The 17093-nt window shown below is 43.8% G+C and carries 22 protein-coding genes and 1 tRNA gene; 18 read left to right on the plus strand and 5 right to left on the minus strand.

Features of this window, described 5'->3' with window-relative positions; genetic code table 11:
• Positions 1–298, minus strand: a 298-nt coding sequence (locus JFC08_RS08635; protein WP_198330432.1) for a transposase, incomplete at its 3' end; no start/stop codon positions are given.
• Positions 299–717: 419 nt separating this feature from the next.
• Here JFC08_RS08635 and JFC08_RS08640 point away from each other — a divergent pair.
• Complete coding sequence (locus tag JFC08_RS08640; RefSeq protein WP_025652175.1) at positions 718–1158, plus strand: hypothetical protein; 441 nt, start codon at positions 718–720, stop codon at positions 1156–1158.
• 340 nt (positions 1159–1498) lie between these two features.
• Here JFC08_RS08640 and JFC08_RS08645 read toward each other — a convergent pair.
• The 4 genes from JFC08_RS08645 to gatC form a co-directional block, all read right to left on the minus strand.
• Positions 1499–1575: transfer RNA gene (locus tag JFC08_RS08645), tRNA-Pro, on the minus strand.
• A gap of 118 nt (positions 1576–1693) precedes the next feature.
• Positions 1694–3220: an Asp-tRNA(Asn)/Glu-tRNA(Gln) amidotransferase subunit GatB gene (gene gatB / locus JFC08_RS08650; RefSeq protein WP_198330433.1), complete on the minus strand. Its 1527-nt coding sequence runs from the start codon at positions 3218–3220 to the stop codon at positions 1694–1696.
• On the minus strand, positions 3220–4716 hold the full coding sequence (gene gatA / locus JFC08_RS08655; RefSeq protein ID WP_198330434.1) for an Asp-tRNA(Asn)/Glu-tRNA(Gln) amidotransferase subunit GatA: 1497 nt from the start codon (positions 4714–4716) through the stop codon (positions 3220–3222). Before gatA ends, gatB begins: the two co-directional genes overlap by 1 nt.
• 68 nt (positions 4717–4784) lie before the next feature.
• Positions 4785–5099, minus strand: a complete 315-nt coding sequence (gene gatC, locus JFC08_RS08660; protein ID WP_045446594.1) for an Asp-tRNA(Asn)/Glu-tRNA(Gln) amidotransferase subunit GatC — start codon at positions 5097–5099, stop codon at positions 4785–4787.
• A gap of 633 nt (positions 5100–5732) precedes the next feature.
• On the opposite strand from gatC, the gene JFC08_RS08665 reads away from it, so the two are divergent.
• The 17 genes from JFC08_RS08665 (at position 5733) to rplN (ending at position 17089) form a co-directional block, all read left to right on the plus strand.
• Positions 5733–6770 carry a rod shape-determining protein gene (locus JFC08_RS08665; RefSeq protein ID WP_055125266.1) on the plus strand — a complete coding sequence of 346 codons (1038 nt, stop codon included), beginning with the start codon at positions 5733–5735 and terminating at the stop codon, positions 6768–6770.
• A 189-nt stretch (positions 6771–6959) separates the two neighbouring features.
• Positions 6960–7820 (plus strand): rod shape-determining protein MreC, encoded by an 861-nt coding sequence (gene mreC, locus JFC08_RS08670; RefSeq protein ID WP_087814671.1) that lies wholly within the window; start codon positions 6960–6962, stop codon positions 7818–7820.
• A gap of 161 nt (positions 7821–7981) precedes the next feature.
• Complete coding sequence (gene mreD, locus JFC08_RS08675) at positions 7982–8467, plus strand: rod shape-determining protein MreD (RefSeq protein WP_198330435.1); 486 nt, start codon at positions 7982–7984, stop codon at positions 8465–8467.
• A 131-nt stretch (positions 8468–8598) separates the two neighbouring features.
• The gene (locus JFC08_RS08680) at positions 8599–9264 is read left to right on the plus strand and encodes a Maf family protein (protein WP_198330436.1); all 666 of its coding nucleotides are present in this window, start codon (positions 8599–8601) and stop codon (positions 9262–9264) included.
• Between the two features lie 178 nt (positions 9265–9442).
• A complete protein-coding gene (locus tag JFC08_RS08685; protein ID WP_055125270.1) occupies positions 9443–11053 on the plus strand; it encodes an Rne/Rng family ribonuclease in 1611 nt (536 codons plus the stop codon).
• 441 nt (positions 11054–11494) lie between these two features.
• Positions 11495–11806: a 30S ribosomal protein S10 gene (gene rpsJ, locus JFC08_RS08690; protein WP_010196670.1), complete on the plus strand. Its 312-nt coding sequence runs from the start codon at positions 11495–11497 to the stop codon at positions 11804–11806.
• Between the two features lie 48 nt (positions 11807–11854).
• Positions 11855–12493 carry a 50S ribosomal protein L3 gene (gene rplC, locus JFC08_RS08695; protein ID WP_055125271.1) on the plus strand — a complete coding sequence of 213 codons (639 nt, stop codon included), beginning with the start codon at positions 11855–11857 and terminating at the stop codon, positions 12491–12493.
• Positions 12494–12507: 14 nt separating this feature from the next.
• Positions 12508–13110 carry a 50S ribosomal protein L4 gene (gene rplD, locus JFC08_RS08700; RefSeq protein ID WP_198330437.1) on the plus strand — a complete coding sequence of 201 codons (603 nt, stop codon included), beginning with the start codon at positions 12508–12510 and terminating at the stop codon, positions 13108–13110.
• Entirely contained in the window at positions 13107–13457 is a 351-nt protein-coding gene (rplW, locus tag JFC08_RS08705; RefSeq protein ID WP_010196677.1) for a 50S ribosomal protein L23, read from the plus strand. Before rplD ends, rplW begins: the two co-directional genes overlap by 4 nt.
• An 11-nt stretch (positions 13458–13468) precedes the next feature.
• Positions 13469–14296, plus strand: a complete 828-nt coding sequence (rplB, locus tag JFC08_RS08710) for a 50S ribosomal protein L2 (RefSeq protein WP_055125272.1) — start codon at positions 13469–13471, stop codon at positions 14294–14296.
• 12 nt (positions 14297–14308) lie between these two features.
• The gene (rpsS, locus tag JFC08_RS08715; protein WP_010196682.1) at positions 14309–14584 is read left to right on the plus strand and encodes a 30S ribosomal protein S19; all 276 of its coding nucleotides are present in this window, start codon (positions 14309–14311) and stop codon (positions 14582–14584) included.
• Between the two features lie 10 nt (positions 14585–14594).
• Complete coding sequence (gene rplV, locus JFC08_RS08720; protein ID WP_045446615.1) at positions 14595–14924, plus strand: 50S ribosomal protein L22; 330 nt, start codon at positions 14595–14597, stop codon at positions 14922–14924.
• Positions 14925–14927: 3 nt separating this feature from the next.
• Positions 14928–15656 carry a 30S ribosomal protein S3 gene (rpsC, locus tag JFC08_RS08725; protein ID WP_045446618.1) on the plus strand — a complete coding sequence of 243 codons (729 nt, stop codon included), beginning with the start codon at positions 14928–14930 and terminating at the stop codon, positions 15654–15656.
• Between the two features lie 3 nt (positions 15657–15659).
• Positions 15660–16073, plus strand: a complete 414-nt coding sequence (gene rplP, locus JFC08_RS08730) for a 50S ribosomal protein L16 (RefSeq protein ID WP_055125273.1) — start codon at positions 15660–15662, stop codon at positions 16071–16073.
• Complete coding sequence (gene rpmC, locus JFC08_RS08735) at positions 16073–16270, plus strand: 50S ribosomal protein L29 (RefSeq protein ID WP_011279794.1); 198 nt, start codon at positions 16073–16075, stop codon at positions 16268–16270. The genes rplP and rpmC overlap by 1 nt, the downstream gene beginning before the upstream one ends.
• Positions 16267–16539: a 30S ribosomal protein S17 gene (gene rpsQ, locus JFC08_RS08740; RefSeq protein ID WP_045446623.1), complete on the plus strand. Its 273-nt coding sequence runs from the start codon at positions 16267–16269 to the stop codon at positions 16537–16539. Before rpmC ends, rpsQ begins: the two co-directional genes overlap by 4 nt.
• A 181-nt stretch (positions 16540–16720) precedes the next feature.
• Positions 16721–17089, plus strand: a complete 369-nt coding sequence (rplN, locus tag JFC08_RS08745; protein WP_010196702.1) for a 50S ribosomal protein L14 — start codon at positions 16721–16723, stop codon at positions 17087–17089.
• Positions 17090–17093: the final 4 nt, after the last annotated feature.

A 17093-nucleotide genomic window follows, 5' to 3' on the forward strand; every position in this document is an offset into this window, starting at 1 on the left:
GCTCCGCCTGGGCGAAAAAAGCAGCAGCCTTACGTATAATCTCATTGGCTTGCTTGAGTTCTCTATTCTCTCGTTCAAGTTCTTTGATGCGCTCTTTGTCACTTTGAGCCTGCACTGAGGCAGGAATGGTTTGATCAATGTGCTTTTTATGCCAAGATCGCAGTGTCTCAGGTGTACAGCCAATCTTTGACGCTATGGCTTGAATGGCTGACCATGTGGAAGGATAGTCGCTCGACGCTTCAATCAGCATGCGAACGGCGCGTTCTTTAATCTCAGGAGTGTAGGTTTGTCTTTTCATTGTCATATTCTCTCAGAATGTTGAGTCTCCGACAATCCCGGGGCGGTTCAAAAGCATGATATTCATCATATAAAAATTAAGTTGAATAGCGCTTCTCAATAATGCCTTACTATTAAAACTAAGATGATAACCTATGATAAATAACCATCTATACCATACTTCATGCATGACAATTCCACTACTTGTCGCTGCCTGTGCGTCTATGTCTATGGTAATAACTTTGGCTATGATAAAAACCTATCTTAAAAGGTATTTGACAAGCAATTAATAGTGCATGGCTCCTATCAAATTGAGAAAATAAACGGTATTTATGAAGTATCAAGTTCTGAGAAAAAAAGCAGTTATACATATGATAAAATCAAGAAACAGTTCGAATTGTTTGAAGAAATAAAGATGTTGATTATGATAGGTAGTATATTATGAACAAATGGCTAGTCGCAGTTATATCAATAGGAATAACAGTTAATGCTAATGCTGAAGTATTCAGTATGATGGATCAGTTTTTTGAAGATTTTGAGGTCGTAGATGACGACTACCATTATGTAGACTTAAACACTGCATCTATTTTTTTTGATTCAATGGATCGAGTGGCTAATGAAAAAATCAATAACGAGCAACCTGAGTTTAATCTGGGAGATAAAAATTACCTGATGAGCTGGAAAATGAACTTATATTCAAGCTCAATAGCAGTTAAGAATATGGAGCCTAGCCTTCAAGAATTAGGTGTTGATGAACTTTGTCAGAGTTTTTATAGTGCAAAATATCAAGCAGCTAATAATGTTGTGGTTAAGCTATCAAGTTATGACAATCAAGATAATCTAGTAGAAACAGTGGTTTTAAACAAAGAGGTCTGCTCGTAGTATAGCAGTATGTAGGTTTTATAAAGCGTAAAAATAATAGGGTTGGAAGGAAGTGAGATGTTTATTAATCATAAGCGGTGCCCAGATTGTGGAACTAGGCTTAGAAAGAATGATTGGCGGTGTAGAAATTGCGAGAGTCAAAGCTTAACTAATTGGTCGCTCACATTGCCAATGTGGGTAATCGGCTTGTTGATTATCGGAATAACAGCGACATTTATGATTGGTAATTTATGTAATGCCGAGCTGCTTCATCCAGTCATGAATAACTTTGGCATACAATGTTAATTTTTGCCAAAAAAATAACTCAACGACCTAAGCCGTTGAGTTATTTAGTATTTCTTGGTCGGAACGGCAGGATTTGAACCTGCGACCACTACACCCCCAGTGTAGTGCGCTACCAGACTGCGCTACGCCCCGAATGACTGACTATTTTACGCAAAATTATGCATATTGCAAGGGCTATTTATAGTAGCCAAAATCTATCACATTATTTTGCCTATTACAGTCAGCTGAACCAACCAGTAGCTTGCCTTACTTAACCCAAAAGCTCTCTTAAGATTTGGTTCACTTGCTGCGGGTTGGCACTACCGCGGCTGGCTTTCATGACTTGACCGACCAGACCGTTAAAGGCTTTTTCTTTACCGCCACGATATTCTTCAACCATGGCTGCATTCTTAGCGATGACTTCTTCAACGATGGCTTTGATAGCGCCCGTATCGGTTTCTTGCTTAAGACCTTTTTCTTCGATGATTTTATCAGCGGCATCATCAGCATCACCGCCTTCGCGCTCGTATAGGGCGCTAAAGACTTTCTTAGCCAATTTGCCAGATAGCGTATCGTCTTTGATTCGGGCTAGCATACCAGCCAATTGCTTGGCGCTGATAGGGGAGTCAGTAATTTCTTTATCATCTTTATTTAGCGCACCGAGTAGGTCACCCATCACCCAATTGCCAGCCATTTTGGCATCTGCTTGCCCAATTTCTGCGACCACAGCTTCAAAGTAATCGGCAATTTGACGACTGCCAGTCAAGATACGTGCATCGTATTCTGATAGACCAAGCGCTTTTTCAAAACGCGCACGACGAGCAACTGGTAGCTCCGGCATTGCTGCACGAATGCTATCAACCGTATGCTGTTCGATACGCACAGGTAGCAAGTCAGGGTCAGGGAAATAGCGATAATCGTTGGCATCTTCTTTGGTACGCATCACACGAGTTTCATCACGCTCTGGATCATAAAGCATTGTCGCTTGAACGACTTTGCCACCGTCTTCTAAGATATCGATCTGACGCTCGATTTCACGATTGATGGCACGCTCAATAAAGCGGAACGAGTTGAGGTTTTTCAGCTCAGTACGTGTACCCAATTCAGCACCAGGCTTACGGATAGAGACGTTACAATCACAGCGGAATGAGCCTTCTGCCATCACTGCGTCTGAGATATCAAGCCACGTGACCAGCTGATGAATGGCTTTGATGTAGGCAAGTGCTTCGTGAGCAGAGCGCATGTCTGGCTCAGAGACGATTTCGATTAATGGCGTACCAGCACGGTTCAAATCCACACCAGTCATACCATCGACGGCGTCGTGTACTGACTTGCCAGCGTCTTCTTCTAAATGCGCACGAGTGATACCCATACGTTTGGGATATTCGTTCTTATCCCCTTCATTGACCACGACATCGATATAGCCTTCGCCAACGATAGGGTTGGCCATCTGGGTGATTTGATAGCCTTTAGGCAAATCTGGATAGAAGTAGTTTTTACGGTCAAACGTATTAAATAGACCCAACTCAGCGTTGACGCCGATACCGAATTTTAAGGCACGATTGACCACGCCAGCATTTAGCACTGGCAATACACCAGGCAGACCTAAGTCTACAATGCTGGCTTGGCTGTTTGGCTCATGACCAAAATCAGTTGGCGCACTTGAGAATATTTTACTCTCCGTATTTAGCTGGCAGTGAATCTCAATGCCGATGACCACTTCATAACCATCGACGAAAAGCTCTTTACGTACGGCGTGTTCACGGACGGCATTGTTATCAGTAATAGCTGTACTCATTATACCGTCTCCTTCGCGATGGCAGAGTGTTGTAGATGATGATCTGTATGCTGCTGGAATAAGTGAGCAGTCGTGAGTAATTGGCTCTCTTGCCAATGTTGACCGATTAACTGTAAGCCAACAGGCAAACCTTCTGAGGTTAGACCAACTGGCTGGCTAACCGCAGGTAGACCCGCTAAGTTAACAGCGATGGTATAAACGTCACCCAAGTACATGGTCGCAGGATCAAGGTTGTCAGTAAGCTTGTAAGCAGCGGTTGGTGCTGTTGGGCTAGCAATCACATCACAGCTAGCAAACGCTTCATCGAAGTCTTTGACGATTAAGCGGCGAATCTTCTGTGCTTTAGTATAGTACGCATCGAAGTAGCCAGCCGATAGCGCATAAGTGCCGGTCAAAATACGGCGCTGTACTTCAGGACCAAAGCCTTCAGAGCGTGAACGCGTGTATAGATCGAGCAGATCGGTTGGATTCTCACAGCGATAGCCAAAACGTACGCCGTCGAAACGTGACAAGTTAGATGAGGCTTCTGCAGGTGCTAGCATATAGTAAGTAGCAAGCGTGATTTCAGGATCAGTAATGTTCACTTCGACAATCGTCGCACCCAGCTCTTCATATTTTTTCAGAGCAGCACGTACGGCTGTTTCTACCTCAGCGTCTAGTCCCGCACTAAAGTATTCTTTTGCCACACCAATGCGCAAGCCAGCAAATGGCTTATCACCAGCCGCGGCTTCTGCATCATTGATGTCTTGTACGTAGTCAGGCATATCGTATTTGATAGAAGTCGCATCGCGTGGATCGTGACCAATCATTGGCTGTAACAGATAGGCACAATCTTTAGCGCTGCGACCCATGCTACCAGCTTGATCCAGACTTGAGGCATAGGCAATCATACCAAAGCGAGAGACGCGACCATAGGTTGGCTTGATACCGGTTAGTCCACAAAATGAGGCAGGCTGACGAATAGAGCCGCCAGTATCACTACCCGTTGCGACTGGGACAAAACCTGCGGCAACGGCGGCAGCACTACCACCTGATGAACCACCAGGGACGCGCTCTAGGTTCCAAGGGTTCTGCACAGTGCCATAGTAAGAGCTACTGTTGTCTGAGCCCATCGCAAACTCATCCATATTGAGCTTGCCCAAGCTAATCATGCCTGCTTTGTCGATGTTAGAAACGATGGTAGCATCATAAGGTGAGATAAAGTTATGCAGCATCTTAGAGCCACAAGTCGTCAGTACACCTTGAGTACAAAAGATGTCTTTGTGCGCCATCGGTACGCCAAGTAATGGACGTTTGTCACCTTGCGCGCGCATCTCGTCAGCTGCCTTTGCTTGCGCGCGTGCTGTCTCAGAAGTATGAGTGATAAAGCTGTTAATCTTATTGTCTAGCGCGTCTATACGTTTGATGTAGTGTTCTGTCAGCTCAAGGCTGCTAAATTGTTTGTCTTGCAAGCCCGTAATAAGCTGCTGGGTACTTAATAAATGAAGTTCTGACATAAGGTGTCGTCCGTCAAAATGTGAATAGCATAAAGTAAAATAGGGTAGCGATTAAAGCAGCGCGCTGCTTATTCAATCACTTGTGGAACCAAATATAAGCCATCTTCAACAGCTGGGGCGACTGACTGATTGCGCGCGCGGTTGATATCGTGTTTGGCCACATCAGCCCGCAATTCTTGGCAAGCTTCATGAATGTTTGCTAAGGGTTTGATGCCTGTGGTATCCACGTTAGATAGCGTATTCATAAGTTTTAATACTTTACTAATATCGTCGGCATAGCTATCGGCTGTGCTTTCATCGACACCCAAACGTGCAAGGTTGGCAACTTCTAGGATTTCTTCACGGCTGACGTTGCTGTCAGACGTTGCTGGTTGCTGTGACATAGTTTCTCCAGTGAAGGACAGTTTTTGTTAGAGTAGAATGCGGCTAAAATAGACAAGCATTAGATATAGATAATTATTAACACAAACTAAAACAAGGGGTTTATCTTAAGATGTATATATAGTGGCTTTATTATAAAGCATCTGGCTTAAGTTTACAGAGCATGACGCTTGATTGATGCACAATATCAACCAAGATGGCATGATTTGCAAAATTGACTGTATAATTCACGATTGATTCTCAATTGCTTACCCATTACGTTCTGAAATACGTTACAGTATGCACCTGTGCTGCTAAGCAAAATTATCGTTTGCCTGTAGAGCCTTGTTAGTTATTGAATTAAATGATGTTTCATTAAGTCGAATGGTATTTACTGCTATTTTAAACTTTGTAACAACTTTTAGCGTTTAAGACCAAAATCCTGACTTACTGATGCAAATATCTGTGTTTTTTTTGAGCCAAATCGGTATAATTTAGCTCAGTTTTTCCATTGCATCATTATTGTTTAGGTTTGACTTGTTGCGAGGTTCAAATTTCGCCATAAGTGATGTCTAACGACGACCTGCTCAACGCTGACGAGTAACGCCTCAGTCAATCTCATTCGCCTCATTCGCCTCATTTGTAATACGCTGGAAATATTAGTCATGAACCTGTTTGGATTTTTATCAAATAATATCGCTATCGACCTCGGTACTGCGAACACTCTCATTTTTATTCCTAATAAAGGCGTCGTACTTGACGAGCCTACGGTGGTTGCGTTACGAAGTAATCGTACACAAAACCCTACCGTTGCGGCTGTTGGTATTGATGCCAAGCAGATGCTTGGTCGTACACCTGCCAATATTACAGCGATTCGCCCATTAAAAGACGGCGTGATTGCTGACTTTGAAGTGACGCAAAAAATGCTCAAGCATTTCATCACGAAGGTAAAAGCCAAGCGTTTTATGGCGCAGCCTAACGTGGTGGTTTGTGTGCCTTGTAAGTCTACTCTGGTTGAGCGTAAAGCGATTCGTGAAGCGGTATCTTCGGCAGGTGCGAGTAAAGTACTATTGTTAGAAGAGCCAATGGCTGCTGCCATCGGTGCAGGCTTGCCAGTTCATGAAGCCAGCGGTTCGATGGTGGTTGATATTGGTGGCGGCACGACGGAGATTGCCGTTATCGCGTTATCTGGTTGCGTTTATGCTGAGTCGATTCGTATCGGTGGCGATATGTTTGATGACGCGATTATCACCCATGTGCGCCGTACCCATGGTTGCGTGATTGGTGAGACGACAGCTGAGCGTATTAAGCACGAAGTTGGCTCTGCTTTGAATGAAGACAGTCAGCTAGAAGTTGAAGTTCGCGGTCGTAGCATGGCAGAAGGCGTGCCAAAAACCTTTACTGTCAACTCAGAAGAAGTACAAAAAGCCCTGAGTGATCCGCTGAGCGGTATCGTTAGCGCGGTGAAAGCTGCACTTGAGCAGACGCCACCTGAGCTGTCATCAGATATCGCAGAGCGTGGTATTGTCTTGACGGGCGGCGGTGCGCTGTTGCGTGATTTGGACAAATTGATTTCAAGAGAGACAGGTCTACCTGTGACCGTTGCTGAAGATCCATTGACTTGCGTCAGCCGCGGCGGTGGTATTGCACTTGATTTTATCAATAACAAAAGCTTGAACATGATTTTTGTTTAGATTGCTTTAGTTAAGCACTGCGGTATTGATAAATCATCTTCGTCGTGCTTGATGATAGCTTGCGTAAAAATAGTGGGTCAAAACAGTATAAAATTAAAGGTAGCCAGTTGCGCTGCCTTTAATTGCATTAATCAACTAGAACCCAGTACTGGCTACTGCTTATTTTATAACTCCTGAGTTAGACGACTTATGACCCCAAGTATTTTTGCGCGCCAGCCGTTAGCACTTCGTAAGACTGCCATTGTATTAATAGCAGCTCTAATACTGATGTGGTTCGATAGCAAAAATTCAGAATGGTTTAATCCAGTACGTAGTACCAGTCATGCCGCTATGCAGCCTATTTATGAGCTATCACTGTTACCGAGTTATGCCAAGCATTGGGCAGGTGGCAGCTTACAGTCTAAAGAAGCGCTGCGCCGCGAAAACATGCAATTGAAGTCTCAGCTTATCCATGCGCAAGCCAAGTTGCAGCAGCAAGATTATATTTTGGCACAAAATGCGCGCCTGCAAGGTATTTTATCAACGACTAAGCCTGAACAATTTGATCTTAATTTGGCACAGGTAATCGGTACAGACACCAACTTACTCAGACAAATCGTAGTGCTCAATAAAGGCGTTCAAGACGGGGTTCAAGTTGGACAAACAGTGATTGATGAGGACGGTATTTTAGGGCAGATTATTAATGTCTATCCCAATACCAGTCGCCTACTATTGATTACTGATGAGCAGCAATCGGTTGCGGTTACGGTTAAGCGCACAGGTCAACGCGCTATCGTGACAGGGCAAGGCATACCAACCTCATTAAGCCTTGATTATGTATTCAAAACCTCAGACGTGCGTGTGGGTGATGAGCTGGTGTCATCAGGATTGGGTGGGCGTATTCCAGCAGGGTATCGTGTCGGGCGTATCGCCCATATTAAAGATACTCAAGCCGATAACTTTAGAAGTATAGAAGTGACCCCAGCGGCGAACTTTATCGATAATGCGTATGTATTAGTCTTGCAAGATAAGCTGGTGAATAAAAATAATATGACTCTCAATGACCGTTAAGAAGTTAGGCGCTAAACACGTAAGCACCAATCAGATAATGGCTGGCATCTATTTATTAACTGGTCTGTTTGTCGATACATTTTTAGCCATGGTTTTTATCCCATCAATGCCCACTCATGCTTTAACAGCAGCCATCAATACATTCGTTAAGGTAAGTACCCATGTCGTATCCTGATTCTGAGAATGCAACGGTACTACTGATTGCTACCATCATTCTAAGTTTTGTTATTGCGTCATCGCTTAATGTATATCCGTTAAGTCCTAGTATGGCTACCTTACGCCCTATGGTCATGATCATGGTGCTGATTTTTTGGTTGTTATTTCAGCCACGCTATGTTGGTATTTTTACAGCATTTACCATCGGTCTCATTGCTGACTTACTCATGGATACCCATTTGGGACAGCAAGCCTTTGCCGCCGTGGCAGTCGCCTTCTTCATAAAAATAACCAGTATTTATATTAGGCAACTAAATACCATCAGTGCATGGTTATTAGCGATCTTAGGATTGGTTGTTTTTCAATTATGTTTATGGATATTACAGATGTTTATCCAGAATGTCTTTGTCGCACAATCTGCCTTATCACTGTTGATGAGTATCATCAGCTGGCCATTGGTACTACTGGCTTTGCGTAAATTTGTGTCATAAGAAAAATTCTGCTGATAGCCAATAAGATTGTAGCGCTGGTGTTTATTAATCATGACTAACTAATATTAATGCACTAACAGGCAGCAGTTTTCGGTAGTAGGTAGATAAATACAGATAAAAAGAGAGTAGCGATGGATATTGTTTTAGCTTCTGGTTCGCCGCGCCGTCGTGAGCTGTTAGAAAGAGCACAACTAGAATTTAGCACATTGAGTGTAGATGTCGATGAAACAAAGCATGATGATGAGTCACCTACAGACTATATCGAGCGCATGGTCGCCACTAAAGCTGAGGCTGCCATACAGCAACTAGCATCACGCTTGAAAACGGATAAAAGCTGTTTTTCTGACTCACTTATCATTCTAACGTCTGATACCATCGGTGTGCTGGCAGATGGTCAAACAGTGCTGGTCAAGCCAATCGATCGTGAGCACGCTTATAGCATGTGGCAACAGATGTCTGATAATGTCCATGAAGTATGGACAGCAGTTCAAGCAACGCATGTATCATTATCTTCTAAAGTGGCTAACAGCTCAACTCATGAGCCAGTATTTCAAATCATTAATCAGCAACGAATCACTGAGCGTACCGAAGTGACCTTTATAGCGCTCACTGCAGAGATGATGAGTAACTATTGGGACAGTGGTGAGCCTGCTGATAAAGCGGGTGGTTATGGTATACAAGGTTTGGGTGCTATTTGGGTCAGCCGTATCAATGGTAGCTATACCAATGTCGTGGGTTTACCACTTCCACAAACGCTGGCGTTAATTAAAAACGTCACAGATATTAGTATCAATTAAAATGCGAAACAGAACCTCATAGAGATTATTGGTCTCTCAGAGATTGGTTGTCACTCCAACCTGCTGCACATAATAACACGCGAGAGTAATGGGCGAGAGCCAGCTGCATTTGTTACACTATAAAGATAATAGACGATGAACGTCTAACAAGAAAGCTGAGAGATAAGAGAAAAACATTATGTCCGAAGAGCTGCTGATTAATATTAGTCCAATGGAATCCCGTGTCGCAGTCTTAGACAATGGCATCTTGGGCGAGATTTATATTGAACGTCATCATAAATTGGGTCTGGTCGGCAATATCTATCTGGGTACAGTCGTACGCGTTTTACCTGGTATGCAGGCAGCATTCGTTGATATCGGGCAGTCGCGGACAGCATTTTTACACGTCAATGATATGCAGCGTGAGCCGCGTCCAGTAGCAGAAAATAAAAGTAAAGCGGCTGACAATAGCGATAAAAACTTGGATAGCAATATAGAAGATGCTGTGGTAGAAAATAGTACTGATAACTTGGCTGTCACGCCACCGGTGATTAGTATACAAAATACCGAAGTCATCCCTGTTTCTAAAACGTTGATTCAACATCGCTTGCATGAAAGCCAACGTATTTTAGTGCAAGTGACCAAAGATCAGTTGGGCAGTAAAGGCGCTCGCTTGACCACCAATATCTCCTTGCCATCTCGCTATTTGGTGTATTTGCCCTCAAGCGAACACATTGGTATCTCTCAACGCATTGATGGCGAAGAAGAACGAACTCGTTTGAAGACTGAGCTTAGTAGCCTGATGCAAACGGTCAATCTAAAAGGCGGTCTCATCGCTCGTACCGCTGCTGAACGTGTCCCTGTCGATAAGCTTGAAGAAGACATTTATTATCTATTGCAACTGTGGCGTACCATCTGCGCGCGTCGCCAAGAGATGAAACAACATCAAAGTTCTGAGCTTATTTATCAAGAGCTATCATTACCGCTGCGCTCTATCCGTGATTTGGTACACGCGGATACCGAAAAAGTCATCATTGATAATGCACAAATTTACGAACAAGTCAGATCCTTTGCCAAAGAGTTTGTGCCTTTTGTCTATGACCGCATTGTCCATTATACCGCTGAGCCATCTTTGTTTGATGTTCATCGGGTCGAAGATGATTTGCGTGATGCTTTAAAACGCCGCGTAGATTTAAAATCAGGTGGCTATCTCATTATCGACCAAACAGAAGCGATGACCACAATCGATGTCAATACGGGATCATTCGTAGGCGGGCGTTCGTTAGAAGATACGGTTTATAAAACCAATCTTGAGGCAACTCATGCAATCGCCCGACAGCTGCGTTTGCGTAATCTAGGCGGTATTATCATCCTAGACTTTATTGACATGCTTGAACAGCAGCATAAAGATGATGTGTTAGAGAGCCTGCAATCACAGCTAGTACAAGACTATGCCAAAACTAAGATTACTCAGGTCAGTGAGCTTGGGTTAGTAGAGATGACGCGTAAACGTACGCGTGAGTCGCTTGGACAGCAGCTATGTGAGCCGTGCTCGACCTGTCAAGGACGCGGCTTTGTCAAAACGGCTGAGACAGTGTGCTTTGAGATATTCCGTGAAATCATGCGTTGTGCTCGTACTTATAACTCTCCCAAGAAATTTACGGTCGTTGCCCATGCCGCAGTCATTGATTTACTTCTTACTTCAGAGTCAGACACGGTGGCAGATTTAGAGTATTTACTTGGTAGAGTGATTACCTTTGATGTCGAAAATCTCTATACTCAAGAGCAATATGACATTGTTTTGGATTGATGTTTCATAGCTTTAGATTAACAGTGCATAGTTATCAATTCATATAAGCGTGATTATTAAGCACAGATACGGTTGTTTACATATTACTGTTTATAAAGGGTAATATCATAAGTCGCTACAGATATTACCCTTGCAATGACTGAAATACTATGTATAATATACACCACTGAATTATATATGCGCCGCCAATCAAACAGCGGGCGCTATGACAGCTAGAGCATCGTTTCTAGCACTATTTCATTATGCCTTTGCTGACATCCTATAATGGAAGGGTCGGCGGGGCTTTAAACTATTTTGCTTTTGGCACGCTACAAGTTCGGATAAAGAACTCATTCTGGTTTAGAACAGAAGGCCGCTTTAAGTGAATATTTAACCAAACGGCTTTTGATCATATCTTTGCAAAGCAAAAATGACAAAAGCACATATTAGGAGCTTGCTGGCATGGCTAACCAGAGAATCCGTATCCGTCTTAAGTCTTTTGATCATCGTCTGATTGATCAATCTGCACAAGAGATTGTTGATACTGCAAAGCGCACCGGTGCGCAAGTTTGTGGTCCTGTACCGTTGCCGACTCGCATTGAGCGCTTCAACGTTCTAACTTCACCACACGTAAACAAAGACGCTCGTGATCAGTACGAAATCCGTACTCATAAGCGTATGGTTGACATCGTTCAACCTACCGACAAAACTGTGGATGCGCTAATGAAGCTTGACTTGGCGGCGGGTGTTGACGTTCAAATTGCTTTGGGTTAATGCACATAAACACCCAACCCATTAATATAAGATATAAAGAGGTCTAAAATGGCGATCGGTTTAGTCGGTAAAAAATGCGGCATGACCCGTGTCTTCACTGAAGCAGGCGCATCTATCCCTGTAACAGTGGTTGAGATCAGTGCTAATCGCATTACTCAAGTAAAAAATACTGATGTAGATGGCTATCAAGCCATCCAAGTTACCACAGGTACCCGTCGTGACAGCCGCGTAGCAGCAGCTCAAAAAGGTCACTTCGCTAAAGCTGGCGTTGCCGCTGGTCGTGGTGTTTGGGAATTTCGTGCCAATGATAGCGATCTTGAAGGTCGTGAAATTGGTGGTGAGATCCTAGCTGACTTGTTCGAACAAGGTCAGATGGTTGATGTCACAGGTAACAGTAAAGGTAAAGGCTTTCAAGGCGGCGTGAAGCGTCACAACTTCAGCATGCAAGATGCCACTCATGGTAACTCAGTATCTCACCGTGCCATTGGTTCAACTGGTCAAAACCAGTCACCAGGTAAAGTCTTCAAAGGCAAAAAAATGCCAGGTCAGATGGGTAACAAACGCGTTACCGTTCAGGGCCTAGAAGTGATATCGGTTGATGTTGAAAAAGGGTTACTTGTCATCAAGGGTGCTATCCCAGGTGCCACCGGTGGCGATGTCATCGTACGTCCGTCAGTCAAAGCCTAAGCAAGGGGATTAACGTGGATTTAAAAACAGTTACAGGGGCGGCAGTTGAGCTTTCTGATACGGCTTTCGGTCGTGAATTCAACGAAGCATTAGTGCATCAAGTCGTCACCGCATATCTTGCTGGTGCTCGTCAAGGTACACGCGCTCAAAAAACCCGTGCCGAAGTTTCTGGTGGTGGCATTAAGCCATGGCGCCAAAAAGGTACTGGTCGCGCTCGTGCAGGTTCTATTCGTAGCCCAATCTGGCGTTCTGGTGGTCGTGCATTCGCGGCTAAACCACAGGATTGGTCACAGAAAGTTAACCGTAAAATGTATCGCGGTGCTATGCAGTGTATCTTAGCTGAATTGATTCGCCAAGAGCGTTTGATTTTGGTCGAAGAGCTAAGCGTTTCTGGACCTAAGACTAAAGAGTTGATTGCAAAGTTAGGTGAGTTAAATGCATCACGTGCATTAATCGTCACTAAAGAAGTTGACGAAAACTTATACTTAGCTGCTCGCAACATCCCACATGTCAATGTACTTGATACAAGTGAAGTGGATCCAGTGAGCTTGATCGCTTTTGATAAAGTGATCATGACAGTCGAAGCTGCGAAACAATTTGAGGAAGCACTAGCATGAATAACGCAAGACTTTATCAGATCCTAAGAGGACCTGTATTCTCAGAGAAATCTCAAATGCTTGGCGACTCACTTGGTGTGCAGGTATTTAAAATTGACTCTAACGCTACTAAGCTTGAAGTCAAAAAAGCGGTTGAGATGATGTTTGAAGGTGTTGAAGTTTTAAAAGTAAACACTTTGAATGTTAAAGGTAAGACAAAGCGTTTTGGTAAAAGTATCGGCCGTCGTAATGACTACAAAAAAGCCTACGTTACCTTAAAAGCTGGTCAAGATGTACAAATGGCTGATGCTGGTGAAGAGGTCGCGAATACGACTGCTTCTACTAGTGAAACAGCGAACAACGAATAAGGATTACACTCATGCCTATCGTAAAAGCAAAGCCAACATCACCAGGCCGTCGTTTTGTTGAAAAAGTGGTGCATCCACACCTTTATAAAGGTCGTCCGTTTGCAGCGCTTCTCGAATCAAAAAGTAAAACTGGTGGTCGTAACAATAATGGTCGCATAACGACTCGTCATATTGGCGGTGGTCATAAGCAGCATTATCGTATTATCGATTTCAAACGTACTAAAGACAATATCCCAGCTACGGTAGAGCGTATTGAATACGATCCTAACCGTACTGCGCACATTGCTTTACTTAAGTACGCTGATGGCGAACGTCGCTATATCATTGCTGCTAAAAAACAAGCAGTTGGCGATACAGTAATGTCAGGTGAGCTATCACCGATTCGTCCAGGTAACTGTTTACCGCTAAAAAACATCCCATTGGGTACTGTGATCCATAATATCGAACTTAAGATCGGTAAAGGCGCACAGATGGCTCGTTCTGCGGGTGCTAGCGTTCAGTTGTTAGGTCGTGAAGGTATTTATGCTATTCTACGTATGCGCTCTGGCGAAACACGCCGTGTACACGTGAACTGCCGTGCCGTTATTGGTGAAGTTTCTAACACTGAGAACAACTTGAAATCACTTGGTAAAGCCGGTGCTTCACGTTGGCGTGGTGTTCGTCCTTCTGTTCGTGGTGTTGCTATGAACCCGGTTGATCACCCACATGGTGGTGGTGAAGGTCGTAATAAAGGTCGCCATCCAACCAGCCCTTGGGGTCAGAAGTCTAAAGGACTTAAAACGCGTAGTAATAAGCGTACTGACAATATGATCATCCGCCGTCGCGCCAAGAAGAAATAAAGGAAGAATTTCATGCCTCGTTCATTGAAAAAAGGTCCATTCATAGACGCGCATTTGTTTGCTAAAGTTGAGAATGCATTAGACACCAACTCACGCAAGCCAATTAAGACTTGGTCGCGCCGCTCGATGATCCTACCACAAATGGTTGGCTTAACCTTGTCTGTTCACAATGGCCGTACTCATGTACCGGTTATCGTGAGTGAACAGATGGTTGGTCATAAACTAGGTGAATTTGCCCCGACTCGTACGTATCGTGGTCATGGCATTGACAAAAAAGCTAAGAGATAAGGTGCTTACCATGGAAGTAACTGCAAAATTACGCGGTGCCGCCATATCGGCACAAAAAGTTAGACTCGTTGCCGATGAAGTTCGTGGCAAATCTATCGAGCGTGCTTTGGATATCCTAACGTATAGTAATAAAAAAGGCGCTGTATTTGTTAAGAAATGTCTTAACTCAGCCATCGCCAATGCCGAACACAACAACGGTCTAGATATTGATACCCTTAAAGTATCAACCATCTACGTTGATGAAGGCATTACGCTAAAACGTATCCTACCACGTGCTAAAGGTCGCGCTGATCGTATCAGTAAGCGTACCTGTCACATCACTATAAAGGTAGGAGAATAAGTTATGGGTCAAAAAGTACATCCAATCGGAATTCGTCTTGGTGTTGTAAAGAAGCATAACGCAAACTGGTATGCTAACCCTAAACAATACTCAGAATACCTAATCAACGACATTCAAGTTCGTGAATATCTGCGCAAAAAGCTTGATAGTGCTATGATTAGCAAAATCATGATTGAGCGTCCTACAGGTGCTGCTAAGATTACCATCGCCACTGCGCGTCCTGGTATCGTTATCGGTAAGAAAGGCGAAGACATCGAAAGACTTCAAAAAGAATTGACCAAAATTATGGGCGTACCTGCTCAGGTCAACATTGAAGAAATCACCTCGCCTGATCTTGATGCTCATTTAGTAGCGGAAGGTATCGCAAGTCAGCTTGAGCGTCGTGTTATGTTCCGCCGTGCTATGAAGCGCGCCGTACAGAACAGCATGCGTTCTGGTGCTAAAGGTATTAAAGTTGAGCTGTCTGGCCGTCTTGGCGGTGCTGAGATTGCTCGTACTGAATGGTACCGTGAAGGTCGTGTGCCATTGCATACACTACGCGCTGATATCGACTATTCGTCAGTACGTGCGGAAACTACTTACGGCACCATCGGTGTAAAAGTTTGGATCTTCCGTGGCGAAATCCTTGACGGTATGAACAGTGTATACAATCCCGTTAAAGAAGAGCAGACTCGTGCGCCAAAACGCCGTGGTCGTGGAAACGGAAACCGTCGAAACACAGACAGAGGTTAAACTATGTTACAGCCAAAACGTACCAAGTTTCGTAAAATGCACAAAGGTCGTAACACTGGGCTAGCTCATCGTGGAAGCACCGTTGCATTCGGACAAATTGGTCTAAAATCGTTGACTCGTGGTCGTATGACTGCCCGTCAAATTGAAGCAGCACGTCGTACCATCACTCGTAAAATTAAGCGTGGTGGTAAGATTTGGATTCGTGTATTCCCAGACAAACCAATTACCAATAAACCACTAGAAGTACGTATGGGTAAAGGTAAAGGTCCTGTAGAATATTGGGTATGCGAAATCAAACCTGGTAAAGTGCTATATGAACTCGAAGGGGTTTCAGAAGAACTTGCTCGCGAAGCGTTCACGCTTGCTGCAGCAAAACTGCCCTTTAAAACTACCATTGTTAAGCGGACGATAATGTAATGAAGATCAGTGAATTACGTGATAAATCATTAGAAGAACTGACTCAGTTACTTGATGAAAAGCAACTTGATGCTTTCCGTATTCGTATGGCTAAAGCAACTGGTCAGTTGGGTAATACCCATGAAGTACGTGTTAATCGTCGTGCGATTGCTCAGCTTCAGACTTTGATTAACGAGAAACAACGAGGCGACTCATGAGCGATAACAATCAAACAGCTAATGCTAGCGTATTGACAGGACGAGTTGTCAGTGACAAGATGGACAAGTCCATCACAGTTTTGATTGAGCGTCTGGTTCGTCATCCTTTGTATGGCAAGCAGCTTCGTCGTTCTACAAAAATCAAAGCCCATGATGAGAATAACGTTTGCCAACAAGGCGACCTTGTCCGCATCAAAGAAACGCGTCCAATCTCTAAAACCAAGTCTTGGACTTTGGTTGAAGTGGTTGAAAAAGTAGAAAAAATCTAAGTAAATTGCATTAAAAGCCAGAAGCTGTTAAAATAGCCGCCTTTTTAAGGATGCTGATTGCGCCGAGCGTATATCACTCACATTAAGAGTAGCAGCGGTTATTATTATTAAAATGCCGACTACTCATACTGTGCTAGCGGCAGCAACTGGTTTTTATTGCTCATACGTGTGGAGTAACGCTATGATTCAGGTTGAATCGATGCTGGAAGTTGCAGATAATAGCGGTGCAAGACGAGTTCAGTGCATTAAAGTACTGGGTGGCTCTCATCGTCGTTATGCATCAGTTGGCGACATTATTAAAGTAACGGTTAAAGAAGCCATTCCTCGCGGTCGTGTTAAAAAAGGCGACGTGATGAATGCTGTAGTTGTACGTACCAAAAAAGGCGTTCGTCGTCCTGATGGTTCTGTTCTGCGTTTTGACGACAATGCTGCGGTATTGTTGAACCAAAATAAAGCACCGATTGCAACTCGTATTTTTGGACCGGTAACTCGTGAACTACGTGGTGATCAGTTTATGAAAATTGTATCACTAGCACCAGAAGTATTGTGAGGTA

This window comes from Psychrobacter cibarius, from assembly GCF_016107535.1.
Lineage (GTDB): Bacteria > Pseudomonadota > Gammaproteobacteria > Pseudomonadales > Moraxellaceae > Psychrobacter > Psychrobacter cibarius.

Bases quoted from the DNA above. Each gene is read 5' to 3' on its own strand.
- rplV (WP_045446615.1), top strand. From the start codon at position 14,595: ATGGAAGTAACTGCAAAATTACGCGGTGCCGCCATATCGGCACAAAAA.
- rplB (WP_055125272.1), top strand. From the start codon at position 13,469: ATGCCTATCGTAAAAGCAAAGCCAACATCACCAGGCCGTCGTTTTGTT.
- rpsS (WP_010196682.1), top strand. From the start codon at position 14,309: ATGCCTCGTTCATTGAAAAAAGGTCCATTCATAGACGCGCATTTGTTT.
- mreD (WP_198330435.1), top strand. From the start codon at position 7,982: ATGTCGTATCCTGATTCTGAGAATGCAACGGTACTACTGATTGCTACC.
- rplP (WP_055125273.1), top strand. From the start codon at position 15,660: ATGTTACAGCCAAAACGTACCAAGTTTCGTAAAATGCACAAAGGTCGT.
- rpsJ (WP_010196670.1), top strand. From the start codon at position 11,495: ATGGCTAACCAGAGAATCCGTATCCGTCTTAAGTCTTTTGATCATCGT.
- rplC (WP_055125271.1), top strand. From the start codon at position 11,855: ATGGCGATCGGTTTAGTCGGTAAAAAATGCGGCATGACCCGTGTCTTC.
- rpmC (WP_011279794.1), top strand. From the start codon at position 16,073: ATGAAGATCAGTGAATTACGTGATAAATCATTAGAAGAACTGACTCAG.
- gatB (WP_198330433.1), bottom strand. From the start codon at position 3,220: ATGAGTACAGCTATTACTGATAACAATGCCGTCCGTGAACACGCCGTA.
- JFC08_RS08640 (WP_025652175.1), top strand. From the start codon at position 718: ATGAACAAATGGCTAGTCGCAGTTATATCAATAGGAATAACAGTTAAT.
- gatC (WP_045446594.1), bottom strand. From the start codon at position 5,099: ATGTCACAGCAACCAGCAACGTCTGACAGCAACGTCAGCCGTGAAGAA.
- rpsC (WP_045446618.1), top strand. From the start codon at position 14,928: ATGGGTCAAAAAGTACATCCAATCGGAATTCGTCTTGGTGTTGTAAAG.
- rpsQ (WP_045446623.1), top strand. From the start codon at position 16,267: ATGAGCGATAACAATCAAACAGCTAATGCTAGCGTATTGACAGGACGA.
- JFC08_RS08685 (WP_055125270.1), top strand. From the start codon at position 9,443: ATGTCCGAAGAGCTGCTGATTAATATTAGTCCAATGGAATCCCGTGTC.
- rplW (WP_010196677.1), top strand. From the start codon at position 13,107: ATGAATAACGCAAGACTTTATCAGATCCTAAGAGGACCTGTATTCTCA.
- mreC (WP_087814671.1), top strand. From the start codon at position 6,960: ATGACCCCAAGTATTTTTGCGCGCCAGCCGTTAGCACTTCGTAAGACT.
- JFC08_RS08680 (WP_198330436.1), top strand. From the start codon at position 8,599: ATGGATATTGTTTTAGCTTCTGGTTCGCCGCGCCGTCGTGAGCTGTTA.
- gatA (WP_198330434.1), bottom strand. From the start codon at position 4,716: ATGTCAGAACTTCATTTATTAAGTACCCAGCAGCTTATTACGGGCTTG.
- rplN (WP_010196702.1), top strand. From the start codon at position 16,721: ATGATTCAGGTTGAATCGATGCTGGAAGTTGCAGATAATAGCGGTGCA.